Source organism: Flagellimonas alginilytica, assembly GCF_042134605.1.
In the GTDB taxonomy this organism is placed as follows: Bacteria; Bacteroidota; Bacteroidia; order Flavobacteriales; family Flavobacteriaceae; genus Flagellimonas; species Flagellimonas alginolytica.
Genome location: NZ_CP169638.1, coordinates 2,198,933 through 2,224,066, shown reverse-complemented (window position 1 = coordinate 2,224,066; position 25,134 = coordinate 2,198,933). Strand labels below are relative to the sequence as shown.

Genomic DNA, 25,134 nt, shown 5'->3' with positions numbered 1-25,134 from the left:
ATCTACATGGGCACAACCTCAGTCTCCAAAAAGAAAATGAACCATTTCCCGACTGGATGGATGCTAATACTGGCATTTTTCCTTTTAGGCACTTTTTTTTCGTTTTCACAAACCACTATTTGGAGCGAAAACTTTGATAGCTACTCCAACAATACCCAAAGTGGAACGGCAACAGGTCCCTCATCTTCCAACTGGACAACTGACCGCGGCAATAATTTGTCCGTAAGAAGCAATGCTCTAAGAGGAAGAAACGTGGGATCAGAAGGTACTTGGGCGGTTAGCCCAATTGACATATCAGGCTACGGCTTTATCAGCTTTAGTTTGGACACTTGGGTAAACAATCAGTCACAAATGGAAAACGGGAGTGATTATTTTATAGGAGAATACCGCCTAGATGGTGGGACATGGCAGCAATTTGTCAATGCATCTGGATCCGCCTCCGACCCTTTGGATTCATCGTATACGGTAAACATACCAACTTCAGGAAACTCAACTCTTGAAATTAGAGTACGGATGGACAACAATAACAACAACGAACAGTATTTTATAGATAATGTAATGGTTGAAGGTGTATCCGGAATATGTAATGGTGAAGTGGATTTTGAGTTCTACGATAGTTCACCTTCCGGAAGTACTGTTGACAATATCCCAACGACTGGATATATTGGATCCGGCACGTACACCAGTTTTAATGTGGATAATCTGCAAAACCAAGAAGACCCGGGTGATAGAGACAACTTTAGTATTAGGTATACCGGTTTTATTCAAATAGACACTCCTGGCTCGTATACTTTTTATACCACATCGGACGATGGCTCCAAATTATATATAAATGGGACCCAGGTGGTCAATAACGATGGGGCGCATAGTTCTCAAGAACGATCGGGGAACATTACACTAACAACCGGTTTGCACGATATCCAGGTACTTTTCTTTGAAAATGGCGGAGGGGAAAACCTATCGGTTGCCTACCAAGGCCCCTCTATTTCCAAACAGAACATTCCATTTTCCAAATTGTACTCCACTTGCAGTGTAGGCAGTGCCGACTTAGATGGTGATGGCATTGACGATGCCAGCGATGTGGATGATGACAATGATGGCGTCCTGGATGTGGATGAATGTGGTGGAGCTACGGGAAATTTTGTACAGACCGCAACAAATATTCAAAACTTCAGTGATGCTTCCAATGCCGAAGGAAACCCAAGCACCACGTATGCCTATAACTCTACGACCACATATCCGGGGCAATCGATCATTTCATTTCAATTTTCACAAGTGATCCCCATCGGCACCACGGTAAGTGTATTCTTAAGTGCCGACCCGGTAGTATCCACCTCCGATATGCAAATACAATACGATAATGGAAGCTGGTTGGCAAGTGCCAATGGAATACCATCGGGTTCAATTACAGAGATCACATTTAATGTCAGCACCAATAATTTCCAATCGTTTAGGGTCATGGCCTATCAGATTGGCGCAAGGGTCCATGGTGCCAGTTACCCCGGTACGGTAGACTGCACCACAGTAGATACCGACGGTGATGGCATTCCTAACTATCAAGACCTGGATAGTGATGGCGATGGCATTCCCGATAATGTGGAGGCCCAAACATCGACAGGGTATACGGCACCGTCGGGCAATGATACCGACAACAATGGTCTCGACGACGCCTATGAAAGCAGTGGCTTGTCCGCAATTGATACGGATGGTGACGGTACTCCCGATTTTTTGGATACCGATAGCGACAATGATGGCACAGGTGACACGACAGAAGCATCCCTAACACTATCAGGGTCGGATAACGATAATGACGGACTAGATAATACCGTGGATACCACAACAGGCTATGGTGACCCCGGAGGGGATATTGACGACCCTACGAATGCCATTGGAGGTTCCTTGATATTACCGGATTCCGATGGAGACCTTGGATCCGGCGGCGATCTGGATTTTAGGGATGACACCGTGGACGCAGACGACCCACCGAGCATAACCGCAACCGGAGACCAATTATATTGCCCGGGAAATGCCATACCAGTAGTGGAATCGATTAGTATTACAGATCCCGATAGCAGTACAGTGGATGCTGTTTATATTCAAATAACCTCCAATTACGATGTTTCGGGCGATGTCTTGAACCTTACCGGCACACACCCCAACATCACTGCAAGCTGGGATACTTCCGAAGGAAGATTATTGTTGAACGGACCTGCTACCTTGGCCGAATTTGAAGCAGCGATTTCGGCCGTTGAATTCCAGACTACGGCCGCGGTAAGTTCTGGAGATACCCGGACTTTTTCCATAGTATTGAACGAGGCCAATTATTTGGAGTCTACAGGCCACTACTACGAATATGTTCCCTCTTTGGGCATTACTTGGACAGCAGCTAGGGATGCCGCTGCCTTACGGACATTTTATGGTTTACAAGGTTACTTGGCCACTATTACGGTGCAGGACGAATCCGATCTATTGGGTGCTCAAGCCCCCGGTGCTGGTTGGATAGGTGCCAGCGATGCCGCCACCGAAGGTGATTGGTATTGGGTAACCGGACCGGAAGCTGGAACTCTCTTTTGGAGAGGAACCTCTGGAGGAACAGCCTTTGGGTATGAATTTTGGAATACAGGGGAACCCAATCAATCTGGAGATGAGGATTATGCCCATATCACTGCTCCGGGAGTTGGACTGGATGGTTCCTGGAACGACCTTTCCAACACAGGGGCATCCAGCGGAAGTTATCAACCTAAAGGGTATTTGGTGGAATATGGCGGTATGGCAGGCGACCCTCCATATCCAAATATTGCGGCTACCACTACAATTACGGTAGATACAATTGCCCCAACTGCCAGTGCACCATCACCTATCTCTGTTTATTGTAGCGATGATATTCCTGCAGCGGATATTACGGTTATTTCCGATGAGGCCGATAATTGTGCCTCAAATCCGACAGTGACCTTTATAAGTGACGTTAGTGATGGAGGTACCAACCCCGAAACCATTACCCGCACCTATAGGGTAACCGATGATGCCGGGAACAGTATTGATGTGCAACAAACCATAACGGTAACGCCGTTCACCATTACCACACAACCAACAGATCAAACGGTAGTAGTGGGCAATAGTGGAAGTTTTACCGTGGCAACAACAAACGCGGACACCTATCAGTGGGAAGTGAGCACGGATGGGGGCAGTAATTTTAGCACCATAATCGATGGCTCCGAATACACCGGAACGCAAACCGCCAATCTTATTTTGAACACTCCGGATGTGAACTCCAACGGATTTATTTACCGTGTACTTGTTTCGAACAGCAGTGGAAGCTGTACCCCGATCATTTCTGATGAAGCCCTCTTGACCGTGAAAACGGGAAGAGTGATAACCAACAGAGGTGTAACCTTCAGAGTCAACAAAAACTGAAAATAATATCTAGCTCGACTGTTTCGTCTTTTGCCCAAATGAACCTACCATTTGCTCTTCAAATAGATTATGGATTTCCTGTAAAATAACGGGATCATCAATGGTGGAAGGTGTTGAATATGGTTTTCCATCTGCAATGGCGCGTATCACTTTGCGCAAAATTTTGCCCGATCGGGTTTTGGGCAATCGTTCGGCCACCAACACCTTTTTTAAAGACGCCACCGGACCAATCTCCTTTCTTACATCGGCCACGACTTCGGCCTGCAACTGAAAACTTTCGATGTCCGCACCTGCTTTAAGCACGGTTATGGCCAAGGGAATCTGCCCTTTTAAATCATCCTCAATTCCCACAACACAACATTCGGCAACATCCGGATGCTTGGCTACCACCTCTTCCATTTCTGCAGTGGACAATCGGTGACCTGCCACATTGATAATATCGTCTACCCTCCCAGTTATAAAAACATATCCATCTTCATCCAAATATCCCCCATCCCCTGAAAAATAGTAGCCATCGAACTTGTCAAGATACCCTTTTACAAATCTGTTGGTATCTCCCCATAAATTGGGCAAAGTTCCTGGGGGCAGAGGTAGTTTTATCGCAACATAGCCTTCTTCTCCTTTATCGGCTGCCGTACCATCTGCACGCAAAATCTGTACATCATAACCACATACCGGTTTCGTGGCAGACCCCGGTTTTACTTTGAAATGTTCTTTAAAGCCCATCATGTTGGCCACAATGGGCCAACCTGATTCTGTTTGCCACCAATGATCGATTACTGGTACTTTAAGTTTCCCTTCTGCCCATTTTAAGGTGGAAACATCGCATCGTTCACCTGCCAGGAACAAATACCGAAGGCCGCTCATATCGAATTGATCTATAAATGAGCCTTGGGGATCTTCCTTCTTGATTGCTCGAATTGCTGTTGGGGCGGTAAACATCACCTTTACATTATGGTCACTGACCACACGCCAAAAAGTTGAGGCATCCGGAGTACGGACCGGCTTCCCTTCAAAAAGAACCGTTGTGCAACCATATATCAAGGAGGCGTATACAATATAGCTGTGCCCCACTACCCAACCCACATCGCTGGCGGCCCAGAATACTTCGCGGGGATTAATACCGTACACATTTTTCATACTATAGTACATGGCTACGGCATGTCCTCCATTATCCCGAATGATTCCTTTTGGTTTCCCCGTAGTTCCGGAGGTGTACAATATGTACAAGGGGTCTGTGGCATCTACCTCGGTACACCGAACCGGGTCGGCAATCTTCATTAAAGTGGAGTAGTCTATATCGTTTTCTCCATCCGGACGCGCTGCTCCCAAACGTCTGTTGTAGACAATTACGTGCTCTGGCTTATGCGCTGCCAAACCTATAGCTTCGTCCACCATAGGTTTATAGGGTATTATTCGATCCACTTCTATACCGGAGGTTGCCGTAATGATCAATTTAGGTTTGGCATCATCGATGCGAATAGCAAGTTCGTGGGGGGCAAAACCACCAAATACTACCGAATGGATGGCACCCAAGCGGGCACAGGCCAACATGGAAATCACTGCCTGTGGTATCATCGGCATATAAATGATCACGGTATCGCCTTTTTCAACACCGAGCCGCTTCATTCCGCCTGCCAAACGGCTTACCCTGTCCCTTAGATCTAAATAGGTAATTTTCTCCATCGTTTGCGTAACGGGAGAATCGTAAATAAGTGCAATTTCCTCACCCCTACCGTTTTCTATATGGGCATCCAATGCCAAATATGAGGTATTGAGTTTTCCTCCCTTGTACCAACGATAAAATCCATTTTCATCTTTGGTCAATGCCCTTTGCGGTTTTTGGAACCAACTGATATTTGCTGCTTGTTCCATCCAGAAATTCTCGGGGTCTTTAATAGACCTATTAAATTCCCGATCGTACATGATCTTCTCCATTATAGTATTGTTTGAATAGTTTTTTTATGTGCATGCGCAACATGGAACTCATTACACATACAATTTCAACAAACTGATAATGAAATCCTTGAGAGCATATTCTCCTAAAGTAGTAATTTATAGTACTGGAGCACCAATAAATATCGCTAAATTGATATACCTATAATTTTTTGATGGTAAATCTTAAGGTTTATAGCAATCAAATGGTCCATACATATGCTATTTCCATATACCTTTACCATATGAAACCACTCTTAAACCCCAAGCAGCGTTATTTTTTTAAACGAATTTTTCCCTTTGGGGCAATTTGGTTGATATTGAGTTGGTTCATCCTCCTGATCGAATCCATGGCAACCGAGTACCAAAATCAACGACCGGAAACGGACATTACGCTATCTTGGGACATTCTGATTTTTGCCTCCCTCGCCGTTTTTTTAATGGGAACCGCAATGGGAGCAGTAGAGGTACTTTGGTTGGACAAACGATTCAAGAACAAATCGTTTTGGAAGAAAATCCTTTATAAAATGGGATTTTACTTATTGTTTATACTTATTATCAACCTAGTTACCTTTCCCTTGGCGGCCAGCATTGAACTTGGCACATCCATTTTGGACACCGAGGTTTGGCAAAAGTTTTCCAAATACGTAGCTAGCATTACATTTTTGAGCACATTTACTTCTTTATCGTTCAGTATATTCTTGTCCTTACTGTATTCGGACATCAATGAATATCTGGGCCATACCTTTATGATCAATCTCATAACCGGAAAATACCATACTCCAAAGGAGGAATCCCGGATTTTTATGTTTTTGGACATGAAGTCTTCCACCTCTTTCGCTGAACAACTGGGACACAAGCTATATTTTAAATTTTTAAGGGATTATTATGATCAACTGTCCAATGCGATTATCGAACACACGGGCGAGGTCTATCAATATATTGGGGATGAAATTGTAATTACTTGGGAATTGCAGAAGGGCATTGAAAACCAAAACTGTTTGTTATGCTTTTACACCATGAAGAAGAGTCTACAACAAAAATCAATCTATTTTGAAGAGACATATGGCGTTGTTCCCTCTTTTAGGGCCGGGTTGCATATGGGCAAGGTTACCACAGGGGAGATCGGTGCTCTAAAAAAAGAGATTTTCTATACCGGTGATGTTCTCAATGTTACCGCTCGCATTCAAAAATTATGCAAGCCCATGGAGCAGGAGATCATTGTTTCGGAAAAATTGGTATCGCTTTGGAAGTTTAGTGATATAGAATTTGTTCCGTTGGGCAATATGGAACTCGAAGGAAGGCATGAACCTATGGAGCTTTATACTCCTAAAAATAAGGTATAAGTCGGGTTCAAAAATGCATTTTCATACCTTCATGGCTGGCTTTAAACCCTAGTGATTCGTAAAACCGAATGGCATCTGGCCGTTTTTTATCCGTGGTCAACTGCAATAGATGCGCGTTACGTTCCTTTGCCCTATTTATGGCCCATTCGAATACACTTTTACCTATTCCCATACCACGATGCTCCTTGTGCACACGTACACCTTCAATTTGGGCTCGAATACCACCTTGATAAGTCAGATAAGGAATGAACGTCATTTGGAAAACTCCAATCACCTCTCCAACTTCGTTTTCAACCACAGTAAGTTCTTGGTTGGAGTCCGAATCGATTCGTTCAAAAGCATCATAATAGGCTTTGGGCAATGGGATTATATACTTTTCCCGTTTACTGCCCAAAGCATCATCGGCAATCATTTGAACAATGGTCGGAACGTCCTTGATGGTTGCTTTTCTGAATTTCATAATTATTACCCGTCCTAATTTTTATCAACTCCTTTTCAATTATCTTTTTTAAAAATTTCATCGGAATTCACCCAGTATACTTCTCCTTTTGTAACCCCGTTCCAACCACTGTTTGGTGGGGAACTATATCTTTTTGAGAAGAAAAAATAGTTGTTATCCGGTGACATATAAGGGCAATAGTACACCCAATTTTCATCTATATTCTCACCAAGCTCAAAAGGAACAGGTCTCTGCCATTTGCCATTTTTCTTGAACGAGACCGCAAATCCTTTTTCATCAGTGTACGTATTTGCAGTGATCAGAAAACTTTCATCCGGAGAGACATAAGTGCTTCTTTCTCCTTTTTTAGAGTTGACTTCTGGACCAATATTCACTGGTGTATCAAACTTTCCATTTCCTAAATATTGAGCACGATAGATATCTCCCTTCCCCAGTCCACCAGGTCTGTTGGATGTAAAATACAAGCTGCCATCGGCGACCACAACCGGGTACGATTCTGTATATTCCTGAGTGGATATGGGGTGGCCAACTTTTGTGGCCACTTGCCAATTGCCATCTATTTTCTGGCTTTTGTAGATATCAGGTTTGGATTTTTTGGAGTTATCTTCTGGACTTATACCAAGAAAATACATGGTGTTTCCATCTTGACTAATGGAAGGGTCTATGGCAACGGATTCTTTATCTTGCTCTTTAAACATTTGTAGGGGTTTCGGTTCACTCCATTTACCCTCAATGAATTCAGCATGGTGGATGACAAATTTCTTATCGATTATTCTTGTAAAAAACAGTTCCGTGAATGACGGGTTAAATACTGTATTGATTTCAATGCTGTCCGTGTTCACGATTGAGGGAGCAAATAATTTAGGACTAGCTTGGGGCTGCTCTTGATCTAAATACAATTTATTGACGTTGGTTTGGCCAAAGCCAAAGAACATTAAATTGAATCCTATTATGGATAGTAGCAAATATTCTCTATTCATTTGTTTTTTAATTATGATGTCTCCTTAAGTGTTTTATTAATCTTTTTTCATCAAATTCCATGGACATGATTTGGCCGGCGGTATGTTCCACAATGGCATCCATGTGAAAAGGTTCTACCTTGGCCCATATTTTTATTTTGACAAAAATACCATTGTTTCCAATTATCATATCCTCTATGGTTACTCATCTACATATTTCGCCGATAAGTCCATTCTATTTAAGGATTGCCCATTAATAATTACTTGTTCAATATCATTATAAGCCGTGATATCCCGTAATGGATTCTTGTTAAGAATAAGAAGATTGGCTTTTTTACCCACTTCTACCGTACCGTATCTTTTTTGAAGGTGGAATGCTTTTGCATTTTCTATGGTCGCCATAGCCAAAATTTTGTTCAAGGGAATTCCTGCATTTGCCATTTCCAACATTTCCAAATATCCATTATACCCCGGAGGATTTCCATAGGTGGGTGAGGATGGTGTATCTGTGCCGAACAGCAACTTTCCGCCATTGTCATTCATATATTTCATGCTGAGCTTGCCTTGTTCAGAGATACGGTTAAAATTGGTTGCGATAATATGTTTTGGGGCATTACCAAATACATTGGCATACATTATATTGGAATTTGCCTTGTAGTAATCGAGCAACGGCTTGGGCAGCACATGTTCCAACTCCGTATTGTCCAGATATTCGGCATTGGTTAGTTCCCGAAGTCCATTGATCACTTGTAGGGTTGGCATATACCCTATCTTACTTTTAATTTCCGCATCCAGTACCTCTTTTATCTCCATAGGAAGCACCATAGTGGAATCCAACCTATGGTTGCCCCAGTTCCACAATCCATGGGCCATAACATCTACTTCTGCTTCTGCCAAAAATCCGTGGGCCTCCAACGAATTTCCATGAACCGCCAAAACCAAGTTGTTTTTGTGCGCTTCCTTTTTCAAATTAGACATCAATTTTTGGGAAGGTGTGGGAAAACGCGGCTGTGCAGGATCAAACCCTGGCTCGTAATAGGTTTTTAAAACAATTGCACCGGATTCAGCTATTCTTTTCGCCACGGCCTCTGGGGTATGGTTTTCTTTTACATAACTATCCGGAAAGGGATAGGCCTCGTTCTCCTGATAAACAAAATTGGGAACCTCATCTTCCCAATTGGACAGTCCATAGCCGTTTCCGATTACAGCGCCTCCCCCTGCATAATATAGATCTGGCCTTACTTCCATTTTTTGAAAATCGACCAATCTGTCGGGTTTGGCGGTCCCCAAATCGATCAAGGTGGTATATCCAAAATATAAATAGCTTTTTGGAAGTTGTTCCCTAAACAATTTTACTAGTTCGGGGTGTTGCAGTTCCTCGTCGTAGGATAGTGCATCGGTCCCGGTTACATGCACATGGCTATCGATCAGTCCAGGAATTATATATTTTCCTTTTGCATCAATAGCGGTAAACGCCCCTTTTACCTTGGGCTTTTTCTCTCCTACATACACGATACTGTCTCCTGCCGTAACAATAAAATCATTAGAGGATATGGTTTGATCTTCTGGTGATATGATCTGTGCATTTTTAAGCAACAATCCATTATCCACTATAATTTCGACCTCGCTGGTTTTACATGAAATCAAAGTGAGGGTAAAGAGCAATAATCCTATTATTTTGTTCATCGTGATGTGTTATTGAAACTTGTGTGTTGAGTATTATAAGCTGCCTTAGTTAAATTTATTTTGCCTCTCCAAAGACCAGTGGGATATCTATTGGAATTTGGTCGCTAAGTAATGCAAGGTTTGATTTCCTTTCTTGCCGACAAGATAAAACGAGAAAAATATAAAAAGTCGATAAAAAAATTGTTGGTATGTGTTCCATGTTCGTTGATTTGATTGATGATTCCACTATTGCTCCTCTCCATGGATATATAACAACAGATGCACACTGCTAAAATACAAGTATTTAGCTGATTTAAAATCTAGATGGGTTACCGGTTCGGACCCCAACTGAAATAGTTACTCCGCACTCTGGCGATTTGTTTGCTCTATGAGCTTATATAGATCGTTTTAGAATGATCCATAGGTCTCCCCATAGCGGTTGTTACTCAAGATCGCAAGAAACTCATTGGTTTTTGGTAAACACAATGGATTCGTCTTTAGAATAGAGTATATTTCCGTTAAAACCCTCGGTTAGATAAACCTCGGCCAAGCTACCTATACGTACTGCCATTTACCCCCGTACTACAAAGGCAAGCAACTTAAAAACCAACGGCAGTAATTTATAAATTGGCATTTCTCTTTTTTTTGGAGTATGGATAGTTTTTATAGATAGTTAGGCTCTAAAATTCTCAATAAAGTTCCTCTGTCATCCGTTTTAGGCCCACTTCGGGCAAAAACTGATCGGAAATGGTTAAAATGGAATGGATGTTATCCCGTAACCTATCTAACTTTATGGATTCGGGGGACATAGCGGTCTGTAACAAATGAAGCGCCATGTCCGCCAACAACAATCGCTGCTTTTCCAGCCAATCTGTATCCATTTTGCTGGCCGGATGGTTCAAATAGGCCGTTTCGACCCGACTATGTAGTTCCCAACTGGTCTTTATCAATTGGTTTCGTTCCTCTTGTGTCATTTTCTTTTTTAAAAGCCGATTAACAAACTGTATTTCTGGTGTCCATTGGTTTAGATGGTTCGCAATCCAAAGCAATTTCTATTTCACCTCGTTACCATGTTAAACATAAGTCTCAAAAGAAAGGATAAAATTACTTTTGAAACATCCCTAAACACAAATCAAATCCATAAAATGGGCCTTTGATTTCTATATGGGCTCTTTTACACCCGACCATACTCCTGTTTTGGCTGTTTCGATCACATACTCCGAAAAACTTTTGGGTTTACGTTTGAGCACTTTTTGGATATCGTTGGTAATTTCCGAGACCATGGGATTGCCCAATACTTCGGTAAACAAGTACTCTACCAACCAAACAAAATCCGCAGGAATACCCTGTTCTTTCATGGCCGCCACATAAGTCTCAATGGAAATGGGAACAAAGCTTATGTTCCTCTCTGTGGCCTTGGCAATTTCTTGAATAGCTTCTTTGAACGATAAGGTTGTGGGACCCGTCAATTGATAAATATTACCATTGTGCTCTTCATGCAATAAAGCCTCTACCACAACATCGGCAATATCCCCAGTGTCCACATAAGGCACTTGCACATTGGCTTGAGGCAAAGCAACCACACCTTGCTGGATCGGTTCCAAAAAGAAACTTTCACTAAAATTTTGATTGAACCAACTTGCCCGAACAATCGTATAATCCATCCCGGAACTTATAACTGCTTGCTCACAAAGCTCTGCTTCCCGTTCGCCTTTACCGGATAACAAAACCACTTTCTTTACATTATTTTTCTTGGCAAGTCTTACCAATTCCTTAATAGACTGCAAAGCCCCGGGCACTGCAAGATCAGGTTGATAGGTGATGTACATTTTATCGACCCCAACAAGTGCGTTTTCCCATGTATCGGCTCTATTCCAATCAAAAGAAGGGATGGACGACCTTGAACCCACTTTAACATTTTGGTTGAGCAATCGTAAACTATCAACAACTTTTCTACCTGTTTTCCCTGTTCCACCAAGGATTAAATAATTGTCTTTTTTCATAATTATATTGTTGTATTTGAATTAATTTGATTTTGAAAAAGCGTTATGATCAGCAATACAAAAGATAGTATGGCCGTAATGGTCCTGATCAAGTGCAGCAGGTTCCATTTGTTCTCGAAGTTGTTCCGCAATTGTTTTAAACTATCTGGTGATAACATTTCGAGTTCAGCGTTTTCCAATAGTTCATTTAGGGGAATATTTCCAAAAATGGTTATTACGATCACACCGGCGATGTACAATATGCCAGCGGTAAAAACCATCCAGAAAATAGCGCTAGGTTGATTTCTATTGAGATAAACATTGATGATGTGCAAAAAAAACGGCCCAAAAAACACAATCAGAAATATTGGGTTTATAATGGCCCTGTTCATTTCTTGAAAAGATTGTAAGTAACCGAGGTCATCCAAGCGACCGATTCCCGGTGTTATGGCATTGGTCCAAGTAAAACACAGGCCTGCAGACAGACCGGTTAGCAAGATAGTGCTGATCGTTGTAATGGTGTTCACTGAAAATTCCATAATTGTCCCGTGTTAGCAGCTAGATCCAGTATGTGTTGGACGTACATTAAACCACCAATAAAGTGTAGCAATGGCCACAAACTCAAAGGCTATCAACCAAAAATCCAAAGAGCCAAAGAAACTGGCATAACTTCCCCCATAGGGAACAATCATAATCGGCACCGTTACCAAAGCATCCATTATCGTACTGGTGATCAACATGAGTACTCCAAGTTTTAACCCATGCATGGTGCCGTTTTTCCCATAATAAAGCTTTGCCGCCATCCAAATCAGCGGAGGCACCAATAAGGCAAGCCCAATGTTGGCCTGTAAATAGCGATCTCTGAGAATTGGAAGCTGATAAATGGAGCCAAAAGCGACTACGCCAAAAATCCAGACCAAAAATCCCAAAACCAATGCTTTTATAGTTTTCATTATCCTGTTTTTATTGATTACAGGACAAAACTACATGCACCTCTTATCCTTTATTTATTCCAAAAGGAGTATAATTTGTTGCAAATGGAGTTTACTTGATCTGACTAGGGCGGTAACCGAACTTTTTCTCAAAGGCATTGGAAAAAGAACTTAAGCTATCGTACCCAACATGCCATGCCGCCTCCTGCACAGTGGCCTCATGGTTACTGATCAACTTATGGGCAGTTTTTAGACGCTCGTTTTGCAGGTACTTAAAAACCGGCACACCAAAAAGTTCTTTAAAATTCTTTTTAAGGTTGTAACTGTTCAGGCCAATTTGTCGTGAAATCTCGGAAAGTGATGGCGGACTGTCCAAATTGTTGATTAAAATTTCTTTGGCCCTATACAGCTTTTCACGTTCCGTAGTATTTATCTTTTCGGTTTGCAGACTGGCCAGTTGCCCAAAAAAATGAGACAACAAAACCGTCATTTGGCTCCTAAAAAACATCATTTTGGTTTTTCCATGGTACTTCATATCGAAAACGGATTCCACAATACGATCCATCTCCGGCGTCATAAAAAAGCGGGGGCCTTCCACATAATGATCGGATGGATTCACGAGTTCGTTTAAAAGCGAAGTAAAGATTTCCCCTTCTTCATTGGGCAAATTCTCAAGGTTGCGCAAAGCGGTCGCAATTAAAATACACTTTAATGGTCTTTGTGCGGAAACCGTATGCTCAAATTCAACATTGGAATCAGCATAAAAGGATAATGCAAGCCCTTTGGTATGGCTGTATGTCTTGGTTCTCTCCCCATACTTTACATTAAGATCTACATTTCCGGAGCCATAAAAAGCGACCGAGACCACTGGCTCATCAAAGTGGCAAGTGTCCACAATCAAGGTATCACTCGTTGCCTCTTCGACCAAAATGGTAAAATCGTTGATGTCTATAAAATCTCGGGTCATTCGGGTGAAAAATCCCTTAAAGATAAGCAACCTGCTCCAATCTTTTCGACACCCGCTCACCTTATTATGGGTTTCTATTTTTGGTTCCAAAAATCAATTGATATGGATTACCTATTTCATCTAAAAAAAACATACAAATCTCATTTTATGATAATTAGCAATCTAAATTAAAAAACACCCATACATCCTAAACATTAATTAATAATTAATAAAAGATTAAAGGACATTAATATCCTTTTTATGATTAAAATCATGTTTTGAATTGAATTGCCTATTTACTTTTGAGACAAAATTTTAAAAAACCTATACATGAATAATTTACTGAAAGGAATGGCCCTATTCTTTGCCCTAGCGGTTGTTGGCTGTGGCGGCAAGGAAAAAGAACAAAAAGAAGAAGGATTTAGCGTCCAGAGAAAAAAAACAACTACGGAGCAACCAGTTGAAACTACCACCAACACCGTAAAAGCTTCCGAAAGGGTAGATATGAGCACCAAGGGCGTTGGTCCTGTAACTTCCGTGGAGTTACCTGCAGATATTGACCAAGCGATGGCTACCAAAGGAAAGGAAGTTTATGACCAAATGTGCCTGGCATGCCACAGGATCGGCAAAAAATTCATTGGTCCGGCACCCAACGGAATATTGGAAAGAAGAACCCCGGAATGGGTAATGAACATGATCTTGAACCCTCAGGAAATGGTCCAGAAAGACCCATTGGCCCGTGACCTTTTACAAGAATTCAACGGTTCTCCTATGTCCAACCAAGGATTAACGGAAGAACAGGCAAGGGCCATCCTAGAGTACTTTAGAACTTTAAATTAAAGCTATATGAAATCAACCATTAAACTCACTACCCTGGGATTCTCCTTACTACTGGCACTCAGTATGGGATGTAAGGAAAAGTCCCAAAACACTACGACGGCAGCAGAGCCAGAAGAATCCACGACTGTTGTGGAAAGTAACAAGGGACAAGCTTTTATCGAAGATGATGGATCAACGCCCAATGTACTTCAAATTGCAATAGGCTCGGAAGACCACACCACTTTAGTGGCCGCGGTACAGGCCGCAAGTTTGGAAAATGCATTGGTAAATGCAGGACCTTTAATGGTATTTGCTCCAACCAATGCCGCCTTCGATGCATTGCCCGAAGGTACCGTAGAAGATTTACTAAAACCTGAAAACAAAGATGCACTGGCCAATATTTTGAAGTATCACGTTACCCCTGGCAACTACTCCAAGGATTTTCTAAAAAAGTTTAAAAAACTTGGGCAGGCGAACAATCAAAATGTAGCTGTGGAGGTAAAAGGGGACGATGTTTTTATCGGTGGCGCTAAAATAATTGGTAGCGTACCGGCAGGAAACGGAATTGTCCATGTGGTGGACAAAGTAATCCTGCCTCCAAGTCAATAGCTCAATAAATCCAAAAAATAAACCCTAACACAATGAAAATATATCGTTATTTAACCATCACCCTTGGATCGGCGCTTATGTTGATCTCATGTGGTCAGCAAAATCAGAGTTCCAATGGTGCCCTCTCATCGAGCGCTGCCGAAAAAGTATATGTTGCTCCTGGCGAGCAGGACGAGTACTATGCCTTCCTCTCCGGAGGATATAGCGGAAATCTTACCGTATACGGGTTGCCTTCGGGCAGGATGTTCAAGGAGATTCCAGTATTCTCCCAATTTCCCACCTCAGGGTATGGATACTCGGAAGAGACGAAGCCCATGCTAAATACATCTCACGGGTTTGTTCCTTGGGACGATGCCCACCACCCAGATATTTCCCAGACCAATGGCGAATTGGACGGTCGCTGGATATTTATCAATGGCAACAACACCCCACGTATAGCCCGTATCAGTCTGAGCACTTTTGAAACGGAGGAAATTATTGAAGTGCCCAACAGTGCAGGGAACCACAGTTCTTCCTTTATCACAGAAAATACCGAGTACGTTGTTGCCGGTACACGTTTTGCAGTTCCCGTACCCCAGCGCGACATGCCCATAAATGAATATAAAGGAAACTTTAAAGGTGCCCTGACGTTTATCAGTGTTGCTCCAGAAACCGGCGAGATGGACATTAAATTCCAACTATTGATGCCTGGTTTCAATTATGATCTTTCTCATCCGGGTAGAGGTAAATCCCATGGATGGTTCTTCTTTACCACTTACAACACAGAAGAGGCCAACTCCCTTTTAGAGGTGAATGCCTCCCAAAACGACAAAGATTTTATTGCAGCCATTAACTGGAAGAAAATTGAAGAATATGTAAACAATGGCGGCGGCACCAAAATACCGGCCAATTATGCACATAACGTGTACGAGGAGGAGACACATACCGGGACCACTACCATGAAAAAAGAAGTGCTTACCGTAGATCCTACCAAAGTTCCAGGAGCCGTTTACTTTTTGCCAACACCAAAATCGCCTCATGGATGCGATGTTGACCCAACCGGTGAGTATATTATTGGAAATGGGAAACTATCCGCAGATTTAACCGTTCATTCATTCGACAAAATGCTGGCCGCAATCGAGGGTGAAAAATTCGACGGCGAAGCCTATGGTATTCCAATCCTTAAATTCGAGGATATTATGGCCGGACAAGTAAAGAGCGGAGGCCTTGGCCCATTGCATACCGAATTCGATGGCAAAGGCAACGCTTATACCACCTTCTTTATTTCTTCCGAGGTGGTAAAATGGAAGCTGGGAACTTGGGAAGTAATAGATAGAAAACCTACTTACTACTCTGTAGGGCACCTTATGATTCCTGGAGGCAACTCCAGAAAACCCTTTGGCAAATATGTAGTGGCCATGAACAAGATCACCAAAGATCGCTACTTGCCCACCGGCCCAGAAATGGAACACTCAGCACAGTTGTACGATATTTCCGGGGACAAAATGGAATTGATCTACGATTTTCCAACACACGGAGAACCCCATTACGCAGCAGGGTGCCCAGCTGAACTTTTGGCCCCCAAGTCCAAAAAAATATATCGCTTGGACGAGAACAAGCACCCTTATGCGGTAACCACGGCAGACGGCTCAAAAGTTGTACGTGACGGCAATGAGGTACATGTTTACATGTCCATGATCCGTAGCCACTTTACACCGGACAATATAGAGGGTATCAAAGTAGGTGATAAAGTATATTTCCACATTACCAATCATGAGCAGGATTTCGATGTACCGCACGGATTTACCATCTTGGGTCAGAATACCTCAGAGTTACTGATCATGCCCGGCCAGACCAAAACATCGGTCTGGGAACCCAAGCAGGTCGGTGTATGGCCGTTCTATTGCACAGATTTCTGTTCCGCATTGCACCAAGAAATGCAAGGGTATGTTAGGGTTTCCCCTGCCAATTCCAATATAGAGTTAAAATGGTCTCTTGGTGAATAATTCGGATTGAACCACCAACGATCAAAGCGGGCCGTGTCCTAGACCTGCCCGCTTTTTTACAAATTGAACATCAACCACCTCCAAAAAGCCACAATCAGTTTGTAACCTATAAATCTTATAAAATGAAAAAGGCAAGTATTTTAATGATCCTTGGCCCATTGTTCTTATTGGGGCTGTACATCTTCCCTTTATGGAACATTATGTTGGGAGCTCCACAATATCCAGACCCACTTGGATTGAACATCCATATTAGTGGACTACGAGGTGTCAACGAATTCGACATCCAGAACATAGATGGTCTCAACCATTATATAGGTATGCACACATTGCCCAAGCCTGAGGATATGTGGGAGTTCGGCACATTCCCTATGATCATAGGGTTTATGGTCGCCTTTGGAGTTCTAATCGGTATTCTTGGCTATCTCCAAAAAGTAAGCTACCAATGGTTTTTTGGCTGGTTTATTTTGATGTCCGTCCTCGGAATATTGGGTATGTACGATTTTAACGAATGGTTGGTCGATTACGGCACCAACTTAGATCCTAATGCCATTATGAAGTTGACCAACCCTGATGGAACCCCAATGACCTATAAGCCCCCATTGTTGGGACATGTAAAAATGTTGAATTTTGATGTAACCTCTTTGCCATCTACCGGCGCCTGGCTCATGTTCGTAGGAATGATGCTAACCCTAACAGCGGGCTATCTAGGTTGGAAAAACACTAAAACACAATAAAACCTTGAGTATGAAACCTTCTATTTCCATATTTTTAGTACTACTAGGCTGTATGTACGGTTGTTCCATCGGACCTAAACCAATTGATTATGGCCATGTGGGCTGCGACTATTGCAGCATGACGATCGTGGACAAGCAACATGCCGCACAAATGGTAACCAAAAAAGGAAAGGTGTACAATTTTGATGCCGTGGAATGTATGATGAACCAATTAAAGGAGTTCGATGAAAATGAAGTCGCCCTTTTCCTGGCCAATGATTTTGATCGACCCGGGGAACTTACAGATGCCACTAAAGCTACATATTTGATCAGCGAAAATATTCCCAGCCCCATGGGTGCATTTTTAAGTGCATTTTCCGAAGAACAAGCGGCCAAGAACACCTTGGACGCCAATGGTGGGGAACTACTTAACTGGAACGAATTAAAAAAACAATACCAAGACTAACAAAAATCACAAACCCATGTATATGATCGATATAGACAATACCATTGCCCAGCAACCATTCAACGACCTTCAAATAGAGCAATTGGTCAAGAACAATACTTTGGAAATATTGAGCATCAGCTTGGCTAAAAATGCGATGTTCCCAAAGCACGTTTCCCCCAAGGATGCCCATTTGATCGTTTTGGAAGGCAACATAAACTTTCACATACAAAATCAAACCGTTAACCTAACAGAGCAACAGCATTTTAGTTTTTCCAAAGAAGTGGAACATTGGGTTCTTGCCAAGGAAGATGCCAAATTTTTGATTATCAGATAAAACCGGGTACCCATTCAAGAAATTAAAATTCTTTGACCTGAAAGACACCATGGCACTCAAAAATCCACATCGCACCAATTTAATATATATCATCCTGCTCGTTTTTGGACAAATGGTCTGGGCAAAAAGCTGGACGATCTGCCCCACCTGTGAGCATAACTCCATTAAAAAAACCATTCAAATGGCCAGTGCCCAAGACACCTTATTGGTTCAAAAAGGGACTTACAAGGAGTTCGAGATATTGGTGGACAAGCCTTTGGTCATCAAAGGGATCGATTACCCTGTGGTGGACGGCGAAAAGAAAGGTGAAATTTTTAGGATAACCTCCGACAATGTAACCTTGGATGGACTGTTCATCATCAATGTTGGTGTTAGTTATACCAAGGACAATGCCGCCATACGGGTGGTCCAGAGCAAGAATTTCTTACTCCAACATTTGGTTTTGGAAGAATTGTTTTTTGGCATCTATCTGGAAAAGTCTTCCCATGGCAAAGTGTACCACAACCGCATTATCGGTGAAGCCGTGGACGAGTACAATTCCGGGAACGGGATTCAACTTTGGTATTCCACCGATGTGGAAGTACTAAAAAACCATGTACAAGGCACCCGGGACGGTATCTATCTGGAATTCTCCGATCACATTACCATTACCAACAATGTTAGCATGGACAACCTTCGCTACGGTTTGCATTTTATGTTTTCCGACAACGATATTTACGCAAACAATACTTTCGAAAACAACGGTGCAGGAGTGGCAGTGATGTTTTCCAAATTTATTACCATGAGGAACAATACGTTCCGAAAAAATTGGGGCACCGCGGCCTATGGTATGCTTTTAAAGGAAATCAATGATGCAGAAATCAGTGGAAACACCTTTGAGGAAAATACCATCGGCATAAATATAGAGGGGTCCAATCGCATTGACTATACCAACAATGATTTTATTGGCAATGGATGGGCCATTCGGGTAATCGGCGCCTGTTACACCAATAGTTTCAAGAGTAACAACTTCCTTTACAACTCCTTTGATATTTCTTATAACAGTAAATTGAACGACAATGTGTTCGAAGGAAATTTTTGGAGTGGCTACACCGGATATGATCTGGATAAAGATGGCATCGGCGACGTTCCTTACCGACCTGTAAAATTATTCTCCTATGTAGTAAACCGAACTCCGGAGACCATTGTTCTTTTGCGAAGCCTTTTTATGGATATTATTGACTTTTCTGAAAGAGTATCTCCTGTATTTACTCCGGACAACCTAAAAGATCCACAACCACTAATGCACAAACGACCATGACCATTGCTATAAAAAACCTACATAAAAAATTCGGAAAAAATACAGTTCTAAAAGGAGTTGATGTCTCTGTGGACGAAGGGCGCATCTATGCTATTTTAGGTCCCAATGGTTCTGGAAAAACCACATTGATCAAAAGTATACTGGGCATGGTAATCCCCGATAAGGGCAGTATTAAGGTACTGGGCAAACCCATTAAAAAAGATTGGAAATACCGCAAAAAAATAGACTACCTCCCCCAAATTGCCAATTTTCCGCCCAACATTAGGGTAAAGGAATTGATCGGCATGATCAAGGACCTAAGAAACAGTCCAAGCAGTGAGCAAGCCTTGATCGAACAATTTGGCCTAGAAGCTTTTATGGACAAAAAACTGTCAACACTTTCCGGGGGAACCAAACAAAAAGTAAACCTTGTTCTGACCTTTATGTTCGATAGTCCCCTTATTATTTTGGATGAACCAACAACAGGATTGGAACCCAAAGCCCTCATAAGTCTAAAAAAAATTATAAAAAAGGAAAAAGAACAGGGCAAAACCATTTTGATCACATCGCATATTATGCAATTTGTTGAAGAAATTGCCGATGAGATTTTGTACCTGCTAGAGGGGGAAATCTATTTTAAAGGTAGTATCGACACATTGATGGAACAGACCCGCCAAAACACGTTTGAACATGCCATTGCGGCCCTAACAACTCCCGACAGCCATGCTTAAAATTTTAAAATATAGTTTTTACGATCTTATCCGTAGCCGTTGGAGCTATGTTTATTTTCTTTTTTACCTTTCACTCGGATTTGTTTTGCTGTTCCTTAACAACGATGTATCCAAAGCAGTGATCACATTAATGAACGTTATTATTGTACTCATCCCGTTAATAGGTACCATTTTTGGAGTAATGTACTATTACAATTCACGCGAATTTACCGAACTCTTATTGGCTCAGCCCATAAAACGGAGTTCCATATTTATGGGACAATATTTTGGTGTGGCCGGTTCTTTGACCCTCAGTTTGGTATTGGGACTGGGTATCCCCTTCTTATTATACGGGTTGTTACGGAGTAATGCCATATTCGACTTCACCCTTTTATTGGTTACGGGAGCATTTTTAACCTTTATATTTGTGGGCTTGTCCTTTGTGATTGCCATAAGCAACGAAAACAAGATAAAAGGTTTTGGGTATGCCGTGTTGCTATGGCTCTTTTTGGCCGTAGTCTACGATGGCCTGTTTCTTATGTCCCTTATTATGTTTGAAGAATATCCTTTGGATACCTTTTCGTTAGTGGCCACAGCACTCAACCCCATAGATCTTTCACGAATTTTGATTCTCCTAAAATTGGACATTTCTGCGCTTTTGGGATACACCGGTGCCATTTTTAAAAGATTTTTTGGTACAAATATCGGGTTCTTGGTCTCTATGGCCATACTTCTCGTTTGGACCATTCTGCCCATTTTGGGAATACGGTACAAAACCAAAAGAAAGGATTTTTAACACGGACCACAATAGCAATGCATGAAGGCAAACAAATATAACCGCCATATACAAATAGCAATTTTATATTTTGGGATTGCCGCCTTGTTGGGCTTATTGCTCCGCTCCTACGCCGTTTTTCCGTTCGGGTTCAATTATAAGTATATGGTACATGGGCACTCGCACATTGCTCTTTTAGGTTGGGTCTATGTTGCATTGACCACAATGCTCCACTACCTTTTTGTAGACCGAAAAGTTTTCTCAAAAAAATACCAACGTTTATTTTGGGGCACCCAGGGCACACTCATTGGTATGCTGCTGACTTTTCCATTTCAAGGGTACGCCGTTTCCTCCATAGTTTTTTCCACCCTCTTTTTGGTTTTGTCCTATATCTACACCTATCATTTTTGGAAAAACATTGACCCTGTCCATACAAGAAGAAAAAGCTTGAGAATAGTAAAAGCTGCATTGATCTATATGATAATTTCCAGTATAGGGCCATGGGCCCTAGGTGCCATAATGAGCACTGTAGGTCAGGAATCGGTCTGGTACCGGTTGTCCATCTATTTCTATCTACATTTTCAATATAACGGCTGGATGGTTCTTGCGATACTGGGAATGTTTATGTACCTATTGGAACGATTGGACCTGGAATTGCACCAAAAAACCTTCTCCATTTTCTTCATCAGTATCAACCTAAGCATAGTGTTGAGCTTTCTGTTGTCCGCACTTTGGACCAATGCATCGATTTGGCTCAATATTTTGGCGGGATTGGGGGCCATGTTACAATGGTTCGCTTTTGTCCACTTCTGGAGTATGATCAAAAGCACTGTCTTCAAACTAAAATTAACAGGAAAACAAAAGCTACTGCTCAAGACAGTAGTGATTTTGTTAACGATAAAAATCACATTGCAAATTATATCCGCCCTGCCCTATTTTGCCCAATTGATCGCAACTTATCTGGACCTGACCATTGGTTACTTGCACCTAACATTTTTGGGGGTAATAAGTTTAGGAATTTTATTTCTAAGCGATTATTTCAAATTAATCAGGTTGTCCAACTTATCCATGGGAATGTACCTTGTTGGTTTTATGCTTACTGAACTGCTGATTTTTTATAAAGGGCTTGCTGCCTGGATCAAATGGCCGGTTTTTAAAGAATATACAACGGTATTGTTCAGTGGCTCAACACTCATTCTTTTTGCACTGGCAATACTGAGCTATCAAAATTACCGTAAAGTTTGAGTTATGGATTACACGTGAAATTATATATAAAAGACTTTTTTGTCCTAAATATTTTTAATCCTATCTTTGTACAATAAAATTATCCCTGATGTTTTCAAAAGCTTGTGAGTATGGTATTCGAGCAGCAGTGTATATTGCTCTGCAGTCTTTGGAAGGAAGACGGGTAAGCGTTGCAGAAATTGCAGATGAAATAGATTCTCCAGTAGCTTTTACAGCAAAAACACTACAACAACTCACACGTAACAACATCGTAAAATCCATTAAAGGGCCATCGGGTGGTTTTGAAATAGAAAAAGAGGATATGGACTCCGTAAAGCTGAGCATGATCGTAAAAGCTATTGACGGAGATGGAATTTATATGGGATGTGGTCTTGGACTCAAAGAATGTAATGCCAACCAACCCTGTCCCCTACACGATAAATTTGCTGATATCCGAAGTAACCTTAGAAAAATGTTGACAAATACCAGTTTATACGAACTTGCAACCGGCCTGGAAGTTGGATTGACATATTTAAAACGCTAAAAAAATTTATTCAAAAAAAGGATAAAATTGTCCTTTATAAAAGTAATCTATATGACCCGAACAAAAGAAAAAACCATCGGACAAATGGTAGCGGACAACTACAGAACCGCAGAAATATTCAAGGCCCACAAAATCGACTTTTGTTGCAACGGCAACAGGACCCTAGCCGAAGCTGCCTCAAAAAAAGGATTACAACTAGAAGTAATTTTGGAAGAGCTCGCTGCGGTTACGGAAGCAAACCAAACCGACCAACCCAACTTTAAAACCTGGCCCTTAGATCTTTTAATTGATTACATAGAAAAAAAGCACCATCGATATGTGGAAAAACAAATACCGGTTCTAAAACAGTATCTGTCCAAACTTTGCAACGTTCATGGTGAACGGCATCCCGAGCTGTTCCAGATTTCCGAACATTTCAATGTTTCCGCCGGAGAGTTGGCCATGCACATGAAGAAAGAAGAGCTTGTTCTTTTTCCCTACATAAAAAAAATGGTGAACGGGCCAGAGACCGATGCCAATTTGGAAACTCCCCGCTTTGGTTCGGTACGCAATCCCATTGCTGGCATGATGCAAGAACACGATAACGAAGGGGAAAGGTTTAGGAAAATTGCTAAGTTGAGCGAGGACTATACCCCGCCCTCGGATGCATGCAATACCTATCGCGTAGCATTCGCATTATTACAAGAATTTGAGGACGATCTACATCGTCACATCCATTTGGAAAACAATATTCTTTTTCCAAAAGCAGAGTTGCTCGAAGCCCACTTACTCAACCATAATTAAATGGGAATTAAACCAATAAAACGACACAAAGCCTTACAGGGAGTGAGCCGTGAACATCATCATGGGTTACTCCTATCCTGGAAGATCAGAACAGGGCTGTCGAAAAATATTGCTCCAGAAAGAATCAAAAAATATATGGATTGGTTCTATCAAAACCATTTGGCCCCTCATTTTCATATGGAAGAAACATACCTCTTCCCCATTATTGGAAATGGACATCCTTGGGTACAAAAAGCACTTAGCGACCATGAAATATTAAAAAATTGGTTCACCTCTTCAAAATTGGACGTGAACACATTGGAACAAATCGAAAAAAAACTTGAGGAACATATTAGGTTCGAAGAACGGCAACTTTTCAATCACATACAAGAGGTTGCCGACTCTGCCCAACTGGACCTGATCAATAAACAACATAATGGCGAAAAATTTAACGACAATACCCATGACCAGTTCTGGCTCTAAATTCAAGACAAAAAATCCAAGGAATCCATACCAACAGATGTATCTGGAGTTTAAAAAGAAACAACTTGGATATTCTACCATAGCAATTATCGGACAAAGTTGCCTGGGTTCTGGTGCAGCGATGATTTTATTAATGGGAGAAACGACTATGCTGCTAAAAATGATCATACTCTTCTTTGTGACCATATTCTGCATGGCTTTCAATGGAGCCGTTTTGGCACAATTAAAAGCAAAGGCTACCTTTAATTTATTGATCCTAAGTGTTGTTTTTAGCACTTTGGTGATACTCGCCCACTTATTTTAATCAAAAACCAAGTATAAATTTGCCATGACTGAAAGAAAAGAGATCACAACTATAGAAGAAATTAAACTACTGGTAGACCTTTTTTATGACAAAGTACGCAGGGACCCTTTACTTGCCGATATTTTTAATGGAGCAATAAAAGAAAATTGGCCGTTACATTTGGAAAAAATGTATCGGTTTTGGCAAACCGTTTTACTACAGGAGCACACCTATCAGGGCAGCCCTTTTGCTCCCCATGCCCAACTTCCTGTTAATGCAAATCACTTTGACCGTTGGAAACACTTGTTTTTTGAAACAATAGATGAAAATTTTTCAGGTGAAAAAGCTGAAGAAGCCAAATTCAGAGCTACTAAAATGGCAGAAATGTTCCAATTGAAGATTGCCTACATACAGCAGAACAGTTAAAGCTTCAATCTCTAAACTGTTCTTTTTGCTTTAACTCTAGTAATGTTAAACTTATCAGAGAAAATCCAACTATTCAACACACTGCTTATAAGCCAATGTAG

The 25,134-nt window shown here is 41.7% G+C and carries 26 protein-coding genes; 17 read left to right on the top strand and 9 right to left on the bottom strand.

What is annotated here, in order from left to right; genetic code table 11:
* Positions 1–6 precede the first annotated feature (6 nt).
* Positions 7–3,414, top strand: coding sequence for a PA14 domain-containing protein (locus tag ABTP35_RS09850; RefSeq protein ID WP_293296675.1), 3,408 nt, complete (start codon positions 7–9; stop codon positions 3,412–3,414).
* 9 nt (positions 3,415–3,423) lie between these two features.
* Here ABTP35_RS09850 and ABTP35_RS09845 read toward each other — a convergent pair whose 3' ends face one another.
* Complete coding sequence (locus ABTP35_RS09845) at positions 3,424–5,355, bottom strand: acetate--CoA ligase (RefSeq protein WP_293299078.1); 1,932 nt, start codon at positions 5,353–5,355, stop codon at positions 3,424–3,426.
* A gap of 239 nt (positions 5,356–5,594) precedes the next feature.
* On the opposite strand from ABTP35_RS09845, the gene ABTP35_RS09840 reads away from it, so the two are divergent.
* Positions 5,595–6,695, top strand: a complete 1,101-nt coding sequence (locus ABTP35_RS09840; RefSeq protein WP_293296677.1) for an adenylate/guanylate cyclase domain-containing protein — start codon at positions 5,595–5,597, stop codon at positions 6,693–6,695.
* A gap of 7 nt (positions 6,696–6,702) precedes the next feature.
* Here the strand turns inward: ABTP35_RS09840 and ABTP35_RS09835 are convergent, their stop codons facing one another.
* The 8 genes from ABTP35_RS09835 to ABTP35_RS09800 form a co-directional block, all read right to left on the bottom strand.
* The gene (locus tag ABTP35_RS09835) at positions 6,703–7,155 is read right to left on the bottom strand and encodes a GNAT family N-acetyltransferase (RefSeq protein WP_293296679.1); all 453 of its coding nucleotides are present in this window, start codon (positions 7,153–7,155) and stop codon (positions 6,703–6,705) included.
* A 35-nt stretch (positions 7,156–7,190) separates the two neighbouring features.
* Positions 7,191–8,135: a hypothetical protein gene (locus ABTP35_RS09830; RefSeq protein ID WP_293296680.1), complete on the bottom strand. Its 945-nt coding sequence runs from the start codon at positions 8,133–8,135 to the stop codon at positions 7,191–7,193.
* A gap of 180 nt (positions 8,136–8,315) precedes the next feature.
* The gene (locus ABTP35_RS09825; protein WP_293296682.1) at positions 8,316–9,800 is read right to left on the bottom strand and encodes an amidohydrolase family protein; all 1,485 of its coding nucleotides are present in this window, start codon (positions 9,798–9,800) and stop codon (positions 8,316–8,318) included.
* A gap of 668 nt (positions 9,801–10,468) precedes the next feature.
* Entirely contained in the window at positions 10,469–10,753 is a 285-nt protein-coding gene (locus ABTP35_RS09820; RefSeq protein ID WP_293296684.1) for a hypothetical protein, read from the bottom strand.
* Positions 10,754–10,939: 186 nt separating this feature from the next.
* Positions 10,940–11,782, bottom strand: a complete 843-nt coding sequence (locus ABTP35_RS09815) for an NAD(P)H-binding protein (RefSeq protein WP_293296685.1) — start codon at positions 11,780–11,782, stop codon at positions 10,940–10,942.
* A gap of 2 nt (positions 11,783–11,784) precedes the next feature.
* Positions 11,785–12,300 carry a DUF1772 domain-containing protein gene (locus ABTP35_RS09810; protein ID WP_293296687.1) on the bottom strand — a complete coding sequence of 172 codons (516 nt, stop codon included), beginning with the start codon at positions 12,298–12,300 and terminating at the stop codon, positions 11,785–11,787.
* Between the two features lie 12 nt (positions 12,301–12,312).
* Entirely contained in the window at positions 12,313–12,714 is a 402-nt protein-coding gene (locus tag ABTP35_RS09805) for a DUF5367 family protein (RefSeq protein ID WP_293296689.1), read from the bottom strand.
* A gap of 91 nt (positions 12,715–12,805) precedes the next feature.
* Positions 12,806–13,750, bottom strand: coding sequence for an AraC family transcriptional regulator (locus ABTP35_RS09800; RefSeq protein WP_293296691.1), 945 nt, complete (start codon positions 13,748–13,750; stop codon positions 12,806–12,808).
* A 219-nt stretch (positions 13,751–13,969) separates the two neighbouring features.
* Here ABTP35_RS09800 and ABTP35_RS09795 point away from each other — a divergent pair, with 219 nt between their 5' ends.
* The 15 genes from ABTP35_RS09795 (at position 13,970) to ABTP35_RS09725 (ending at position 25,033) form a co-directional block, all read left to right on the top strand.
* Complete coding sequence (locus tag ABTP35_RS09795; RefSeq protein ID WP_252078965.1) at positions 13,970–14,479, top strand: cytochrome c; 510 nt, start codon at positions 13,970–13,972, stop codon at positions 14,477–14,479.
* A 6-nt stretch (positions 14,480–14,485) separates the two neighbouring features.
* Complete coding sequence (locus ABTP35_RS09790; protein ID WP_293296693.1) at positions 14,486–15,067, top strand: fasciclin domain-containing protein; 582 nt, start codon at positions 14,486–14,488, stop codon at positions 15,065–15,067.
* 32 nt (positions 15,068–15,099) lie between these two features.
* A complete protein-coding gene (gene nosZ / locus ABTP35_RS09785; RefSeq protein ID WP_252078963.1) occupies positions 15,100–17,052 on the top strand; it encodes a Sec-dependent nitrous-oxide reductase in 1,953 nt (650 codons plus the stop codon).
* Between the two features lie 122 nt (positions 17,053–17,174).
* Positions 17,175–17,786 (top strand): hypothetical protein, encoded by a 612-nt coding sequence (locus ABTP35_RS09780; RefSeq protein ID WP_293296696.1) that lies wholly within the window; start codon positions 17,175–17,177, stop codon positions 17,784–17,786.
* 10 nt (positions 17,787–17,796) lie between these two features.
* Positions 17,797–18,231, top strand: coding sequence for a nitrous oxide reductase accessory protein NosL (locus tag ABTP35_RS09775; protein ID WP_293296698.1), 435 nt, complete (start codon positions 17,797–17,799; stop codon positions 18,229–18,231).
* A 22-nt stretch (positions 18,232–18,253) separates the two neighbouring features.
* Positions 18,254–18,547: a hypothetical protein gene (locus ABTP35_RS09770; RefSeq protein WP_293296700.1), complete on the top strand. Its 294-nt coding sequence runs from the start codon at positions 18,254–18,256 to the stop codon at positions 18,545–18,547.
* Positions 18,548–18,659: 112 nt separating this feature from the next.
* Positions 18,660–19,847: a nitrous oxide reductase family maturation protein NosD gene (locus ABTP35_RS09765; protein WP_293299081.1), complete on the top strand. Its 1,188-nt coding sequence runs from the start codon at positions 18,660–18,662 to the stop codon at positions 19,845–19,847.
* Positions 19,844–20,557 (top strand): ABC transporter ATP-binding protein, encoded by a 714-nt coding sequence (locus tag ABTP35_RS09760; RefSeq protein WP_293296702.1) that lies wholly within the window; start codon positions 19,844–19,846, stop codon positions 20,555–20,557. Before ABTP35_RS09765 ends, ABTP35_RS09760 begins: the two co-directional genes overlap by 4 nt.
* Positions 20,550–21,332: an ABC transporter permease gene (locus ABTP35_RS09755; RefSeq protein ID WP_293296703.1), complete on the top strand. Its 783-nt coding sequence runs from the start codon at positions 20,550–20,552 to the stop codon at positions 21,330–21,332. Before ABTP35_RS09760 ends, ABTP35_RS09755 begins: the two co-directional genes overlap by 8 nt.
* 21 nt (positions 21,333–21,353) lie before the next feature.
* A complete protein-coding gene (locus tag ABTP35_RS09750) occupies positions 21,354–22,556 on the top strand; it encodes a hypothetical protein (protein WP_293296705.1) in 1,203 nt (400 codons plus the stop codon).
* A gap of 88 nt (positions 22,557–22,644) precedes the next feature.
* A complete protein-coding gene (locus ABTP35_RS09745; protein WP_293296707.1) occupies positions 22,645–23,079 on the top strand; it encodes an Rrf2 family transcriptional regulator in 435 nt (144 codons plus the stop codon).
* A 51-nt stretch (positions 23,080–23,130) separates the two neighbouring features.
* Positions 23,131–23,862: an iron-sulfur cluster repair di-iron protein gene (ric, locus tag ABTP35_RS09740; RefSeq protein WP_293296709.1), complete on the top strand. Its 732-nt coding sequence runs from the start codon at positions 23,131–23,133 to the stop codon at positions 23,860–23,862.
* Positions 23,863–24,324: a hemerythrin domain-containing protein gene (locus tag ABTP35_RS09735; RefSeq protein WP_293296711.1), complete on the top strand. Its 462-nt coding sequence runs from the start codon at positions 23,863–23,865 to the stop codon at positions 24,322–24,324.
* Entirely contained in the window at positions 24,278–24,628 is a 351-nt protein-coding gene (locus tag ABTP35_RS09730; protein WP_293296713.1) for a hypothetical protein, read from the top strand. The genes ABTP35_RS09735 and ABTP35_RS09730 overlap by 47 nt, the downstream gene beginning before the upstream one ends.
* 24 nt (positions 24,629–24,652) lie before the next feature.
* On the top strand, positions 24,653–25,033 hold the full coding sequence (locus ABTP35_RS09725) for a group III truncated hemoglobin (RefSeq protein WP_375334186.1): 381 nt from the start codon (positions 24,653–24,655) through the stop codon (positions 25,031–25,033).
* Positions 25,034–25,134: the final 101 nt, after the last annotated feature.

What these genes read in the sequence shown, in the direction of transcription:
- ABTP35_RS09850 (WP_293296675.1), top strand. Translation starts at nt 7, where the DNA reads ATGGGCACAACCTCAGTCTCCAAAAAGAAAATGAACCATTTCCCGACT.
- ABTP35_RS09840 (WP_293296677.1), top strand. Translation starts at nt 5,595, where the DNA reads ATGAAACCACTCTTAAACCCCAAGCAGCGTTATTTTTTTAAACGAATT.
- ABTP35_RS09835 (WP_293296679.1), bottom strand. Translation starts at nt 7,155, where the DNA reads ATGAAATTCAGAAAAGCAACCATCAAGGACGTTCCGACCATTGTTCAA.
- ABTP35_RS09830 (WP_293296680.1), bottom strand. Translation starts at nt 8,135, where the DNA reads ATGAATAGAGAATATTTGCTACTATCCATAATAGGATTCAATTTAATG.
- ABTP35_RS09825 (WP_293296682.1), bottom strand. Translation starts at nt 9,800, where the DNA reads ATGAACAAAATAATAGGATTATTGCTCTTTACCCTCACTTTGATTTCA.
- ABTP35_RS09820 (WP_293296684.1), bottom strand. Translation starts at nt 10,753, where the DNA reads ATGACACAAGAGGAACGAAACCAATTGATAAAGACCAGTTGGGAACTA.
- ABTP35_RS09815 (WP_293296685.1), bottom strand. Translation starts at nt 11,782, where the DNA reads ATGAAAAAAGACAATTATTTAATCCTTGGTGGAACAGGGAAAACAGGT.
- ABTP35_RS09810 (WP_293296687.1), bottom strand. Translation starts at nt 12,300, where the DNA reads ATGGAATTTTCAGTGAACACCATTACAACGATCAGCACTATCTTGCTA.
- ABTP35_RS09805 (WP_293296689.1), bottom strand. Translation starts at nt 12,714, where the DNA reads ATGAAAACTATAAAAGCATTGGTTTTGGGATTTTTGGTCTGGATTTTT.
- ABTP35_RS09795 (WP_252078965.1), top strand. Translation starts at nt 13,970, where the DNA reads ATGAATAATTTACTGAAAGGAATGGCCCTATTCTTTGCCCTAGCGGTT.
- ABTP35_RS09790 (WP_293296693.1), top strand. Translation starts at nt 14,486, where the DNA reads ATGAAATCAACCATTAAACTCACTACCCTGGGATTCTCCTTACTACTG.
- nosZ (WP_252078963.1), top strand. Translation starts at nt 15,100, where the DNA reads ATGAAAATATATCGTTATTTAACCATCACCCTTGGATCGGCGCTTATG.
- ABTP35_RS09780 (WP_293296696.1), top strand. Translation starts at nt 17,175, where the DNA reads ATGAAAAAGGCAAGTATTTTAATGATCCTTGGCCCATTGTTCTTATTG.
- ABTP35_RS09775 (WP_293296698.1), top strand. Translation starts at nt 17,797, where the DNA reads ATGAAACCTTCTATTTCCATATTTTTAGTACTACTAGGCTGTATGTAC.
- ABTP35_RS09770 (WP_293296700.1), top strand. Translation starts at nt 18,254, where the DNA reads ATGATCGATATAGACAATACCATTGCCCAGCAACCATTCAACGACCTT.
- ABTP35_RS09765 (WP_293299081.1), top strand. Translation starts at nt 18,660, where the DNA reads ATGGTCTGGGCAAAAAGCTGGACGATCTGCCCCACCTGTGAGCATAAC.
- ABTP35_RS09760 (WP_293296702.1), top strand. Translation starts at nt 19,844, where the DNA reads ATGACCATTGCTATAAAAAACCTACATAAAAAATTCGGAAAAAATACA.
- ABTP35_RS09755 (WP_293296703.1), top strand. Translation starts at nt 20,550, where the DNA reads ATGCTTAAAATTTTAAAATATAGTTTTTACGATCTTATCCGTAGCCGT.
- ABTP35_RS09750 (WP_293296705.1), top strand. Translation starts at nt 21,354, where the DNA reads ATGAAGGCAAACAAATATAACCGCCATATACAAATAGCAATTTTATAT.
- ABTP35_RS09745 (WP_293296707.1), top strand. Translation starts at nt 22,645, where the DNA reads ATGTTTTCAAAAGCTTGTGAGTATGGTATTCGAGCAGCAGTGTATATT.
- ric (WP_293296709.1), top strand. Translation starts at nt 23,131, where the DNA reads ATGACCCGAACAAAAGAAAAAACCATCGGACAAATGGTAGCGGACAAC.
- ABTP35_RS09735 (WP_293296711.1), top strand. Translation starts at nt 23,863, where the DNA reads ATGGGAATTAAACCAATAAAACGACACAAAGCCTTACAGGGAGTGAGC.
- ABTP35_RS09730 (WP_293296713.1), top strand. Translation starts at nt 24,278, where the DNA reads ATGGCGAAAAATTTAACGACAATACCCATGACCAGTTCTGGCTCTAAA.
- ABTP35_RS09725 (WP_375334186.1), top strand. Translation starts at nt 24,653, where the DNA reads ATGACTGAAAGAAAAGAGATCACAACTATAGAAGAAATTAAACTACTG.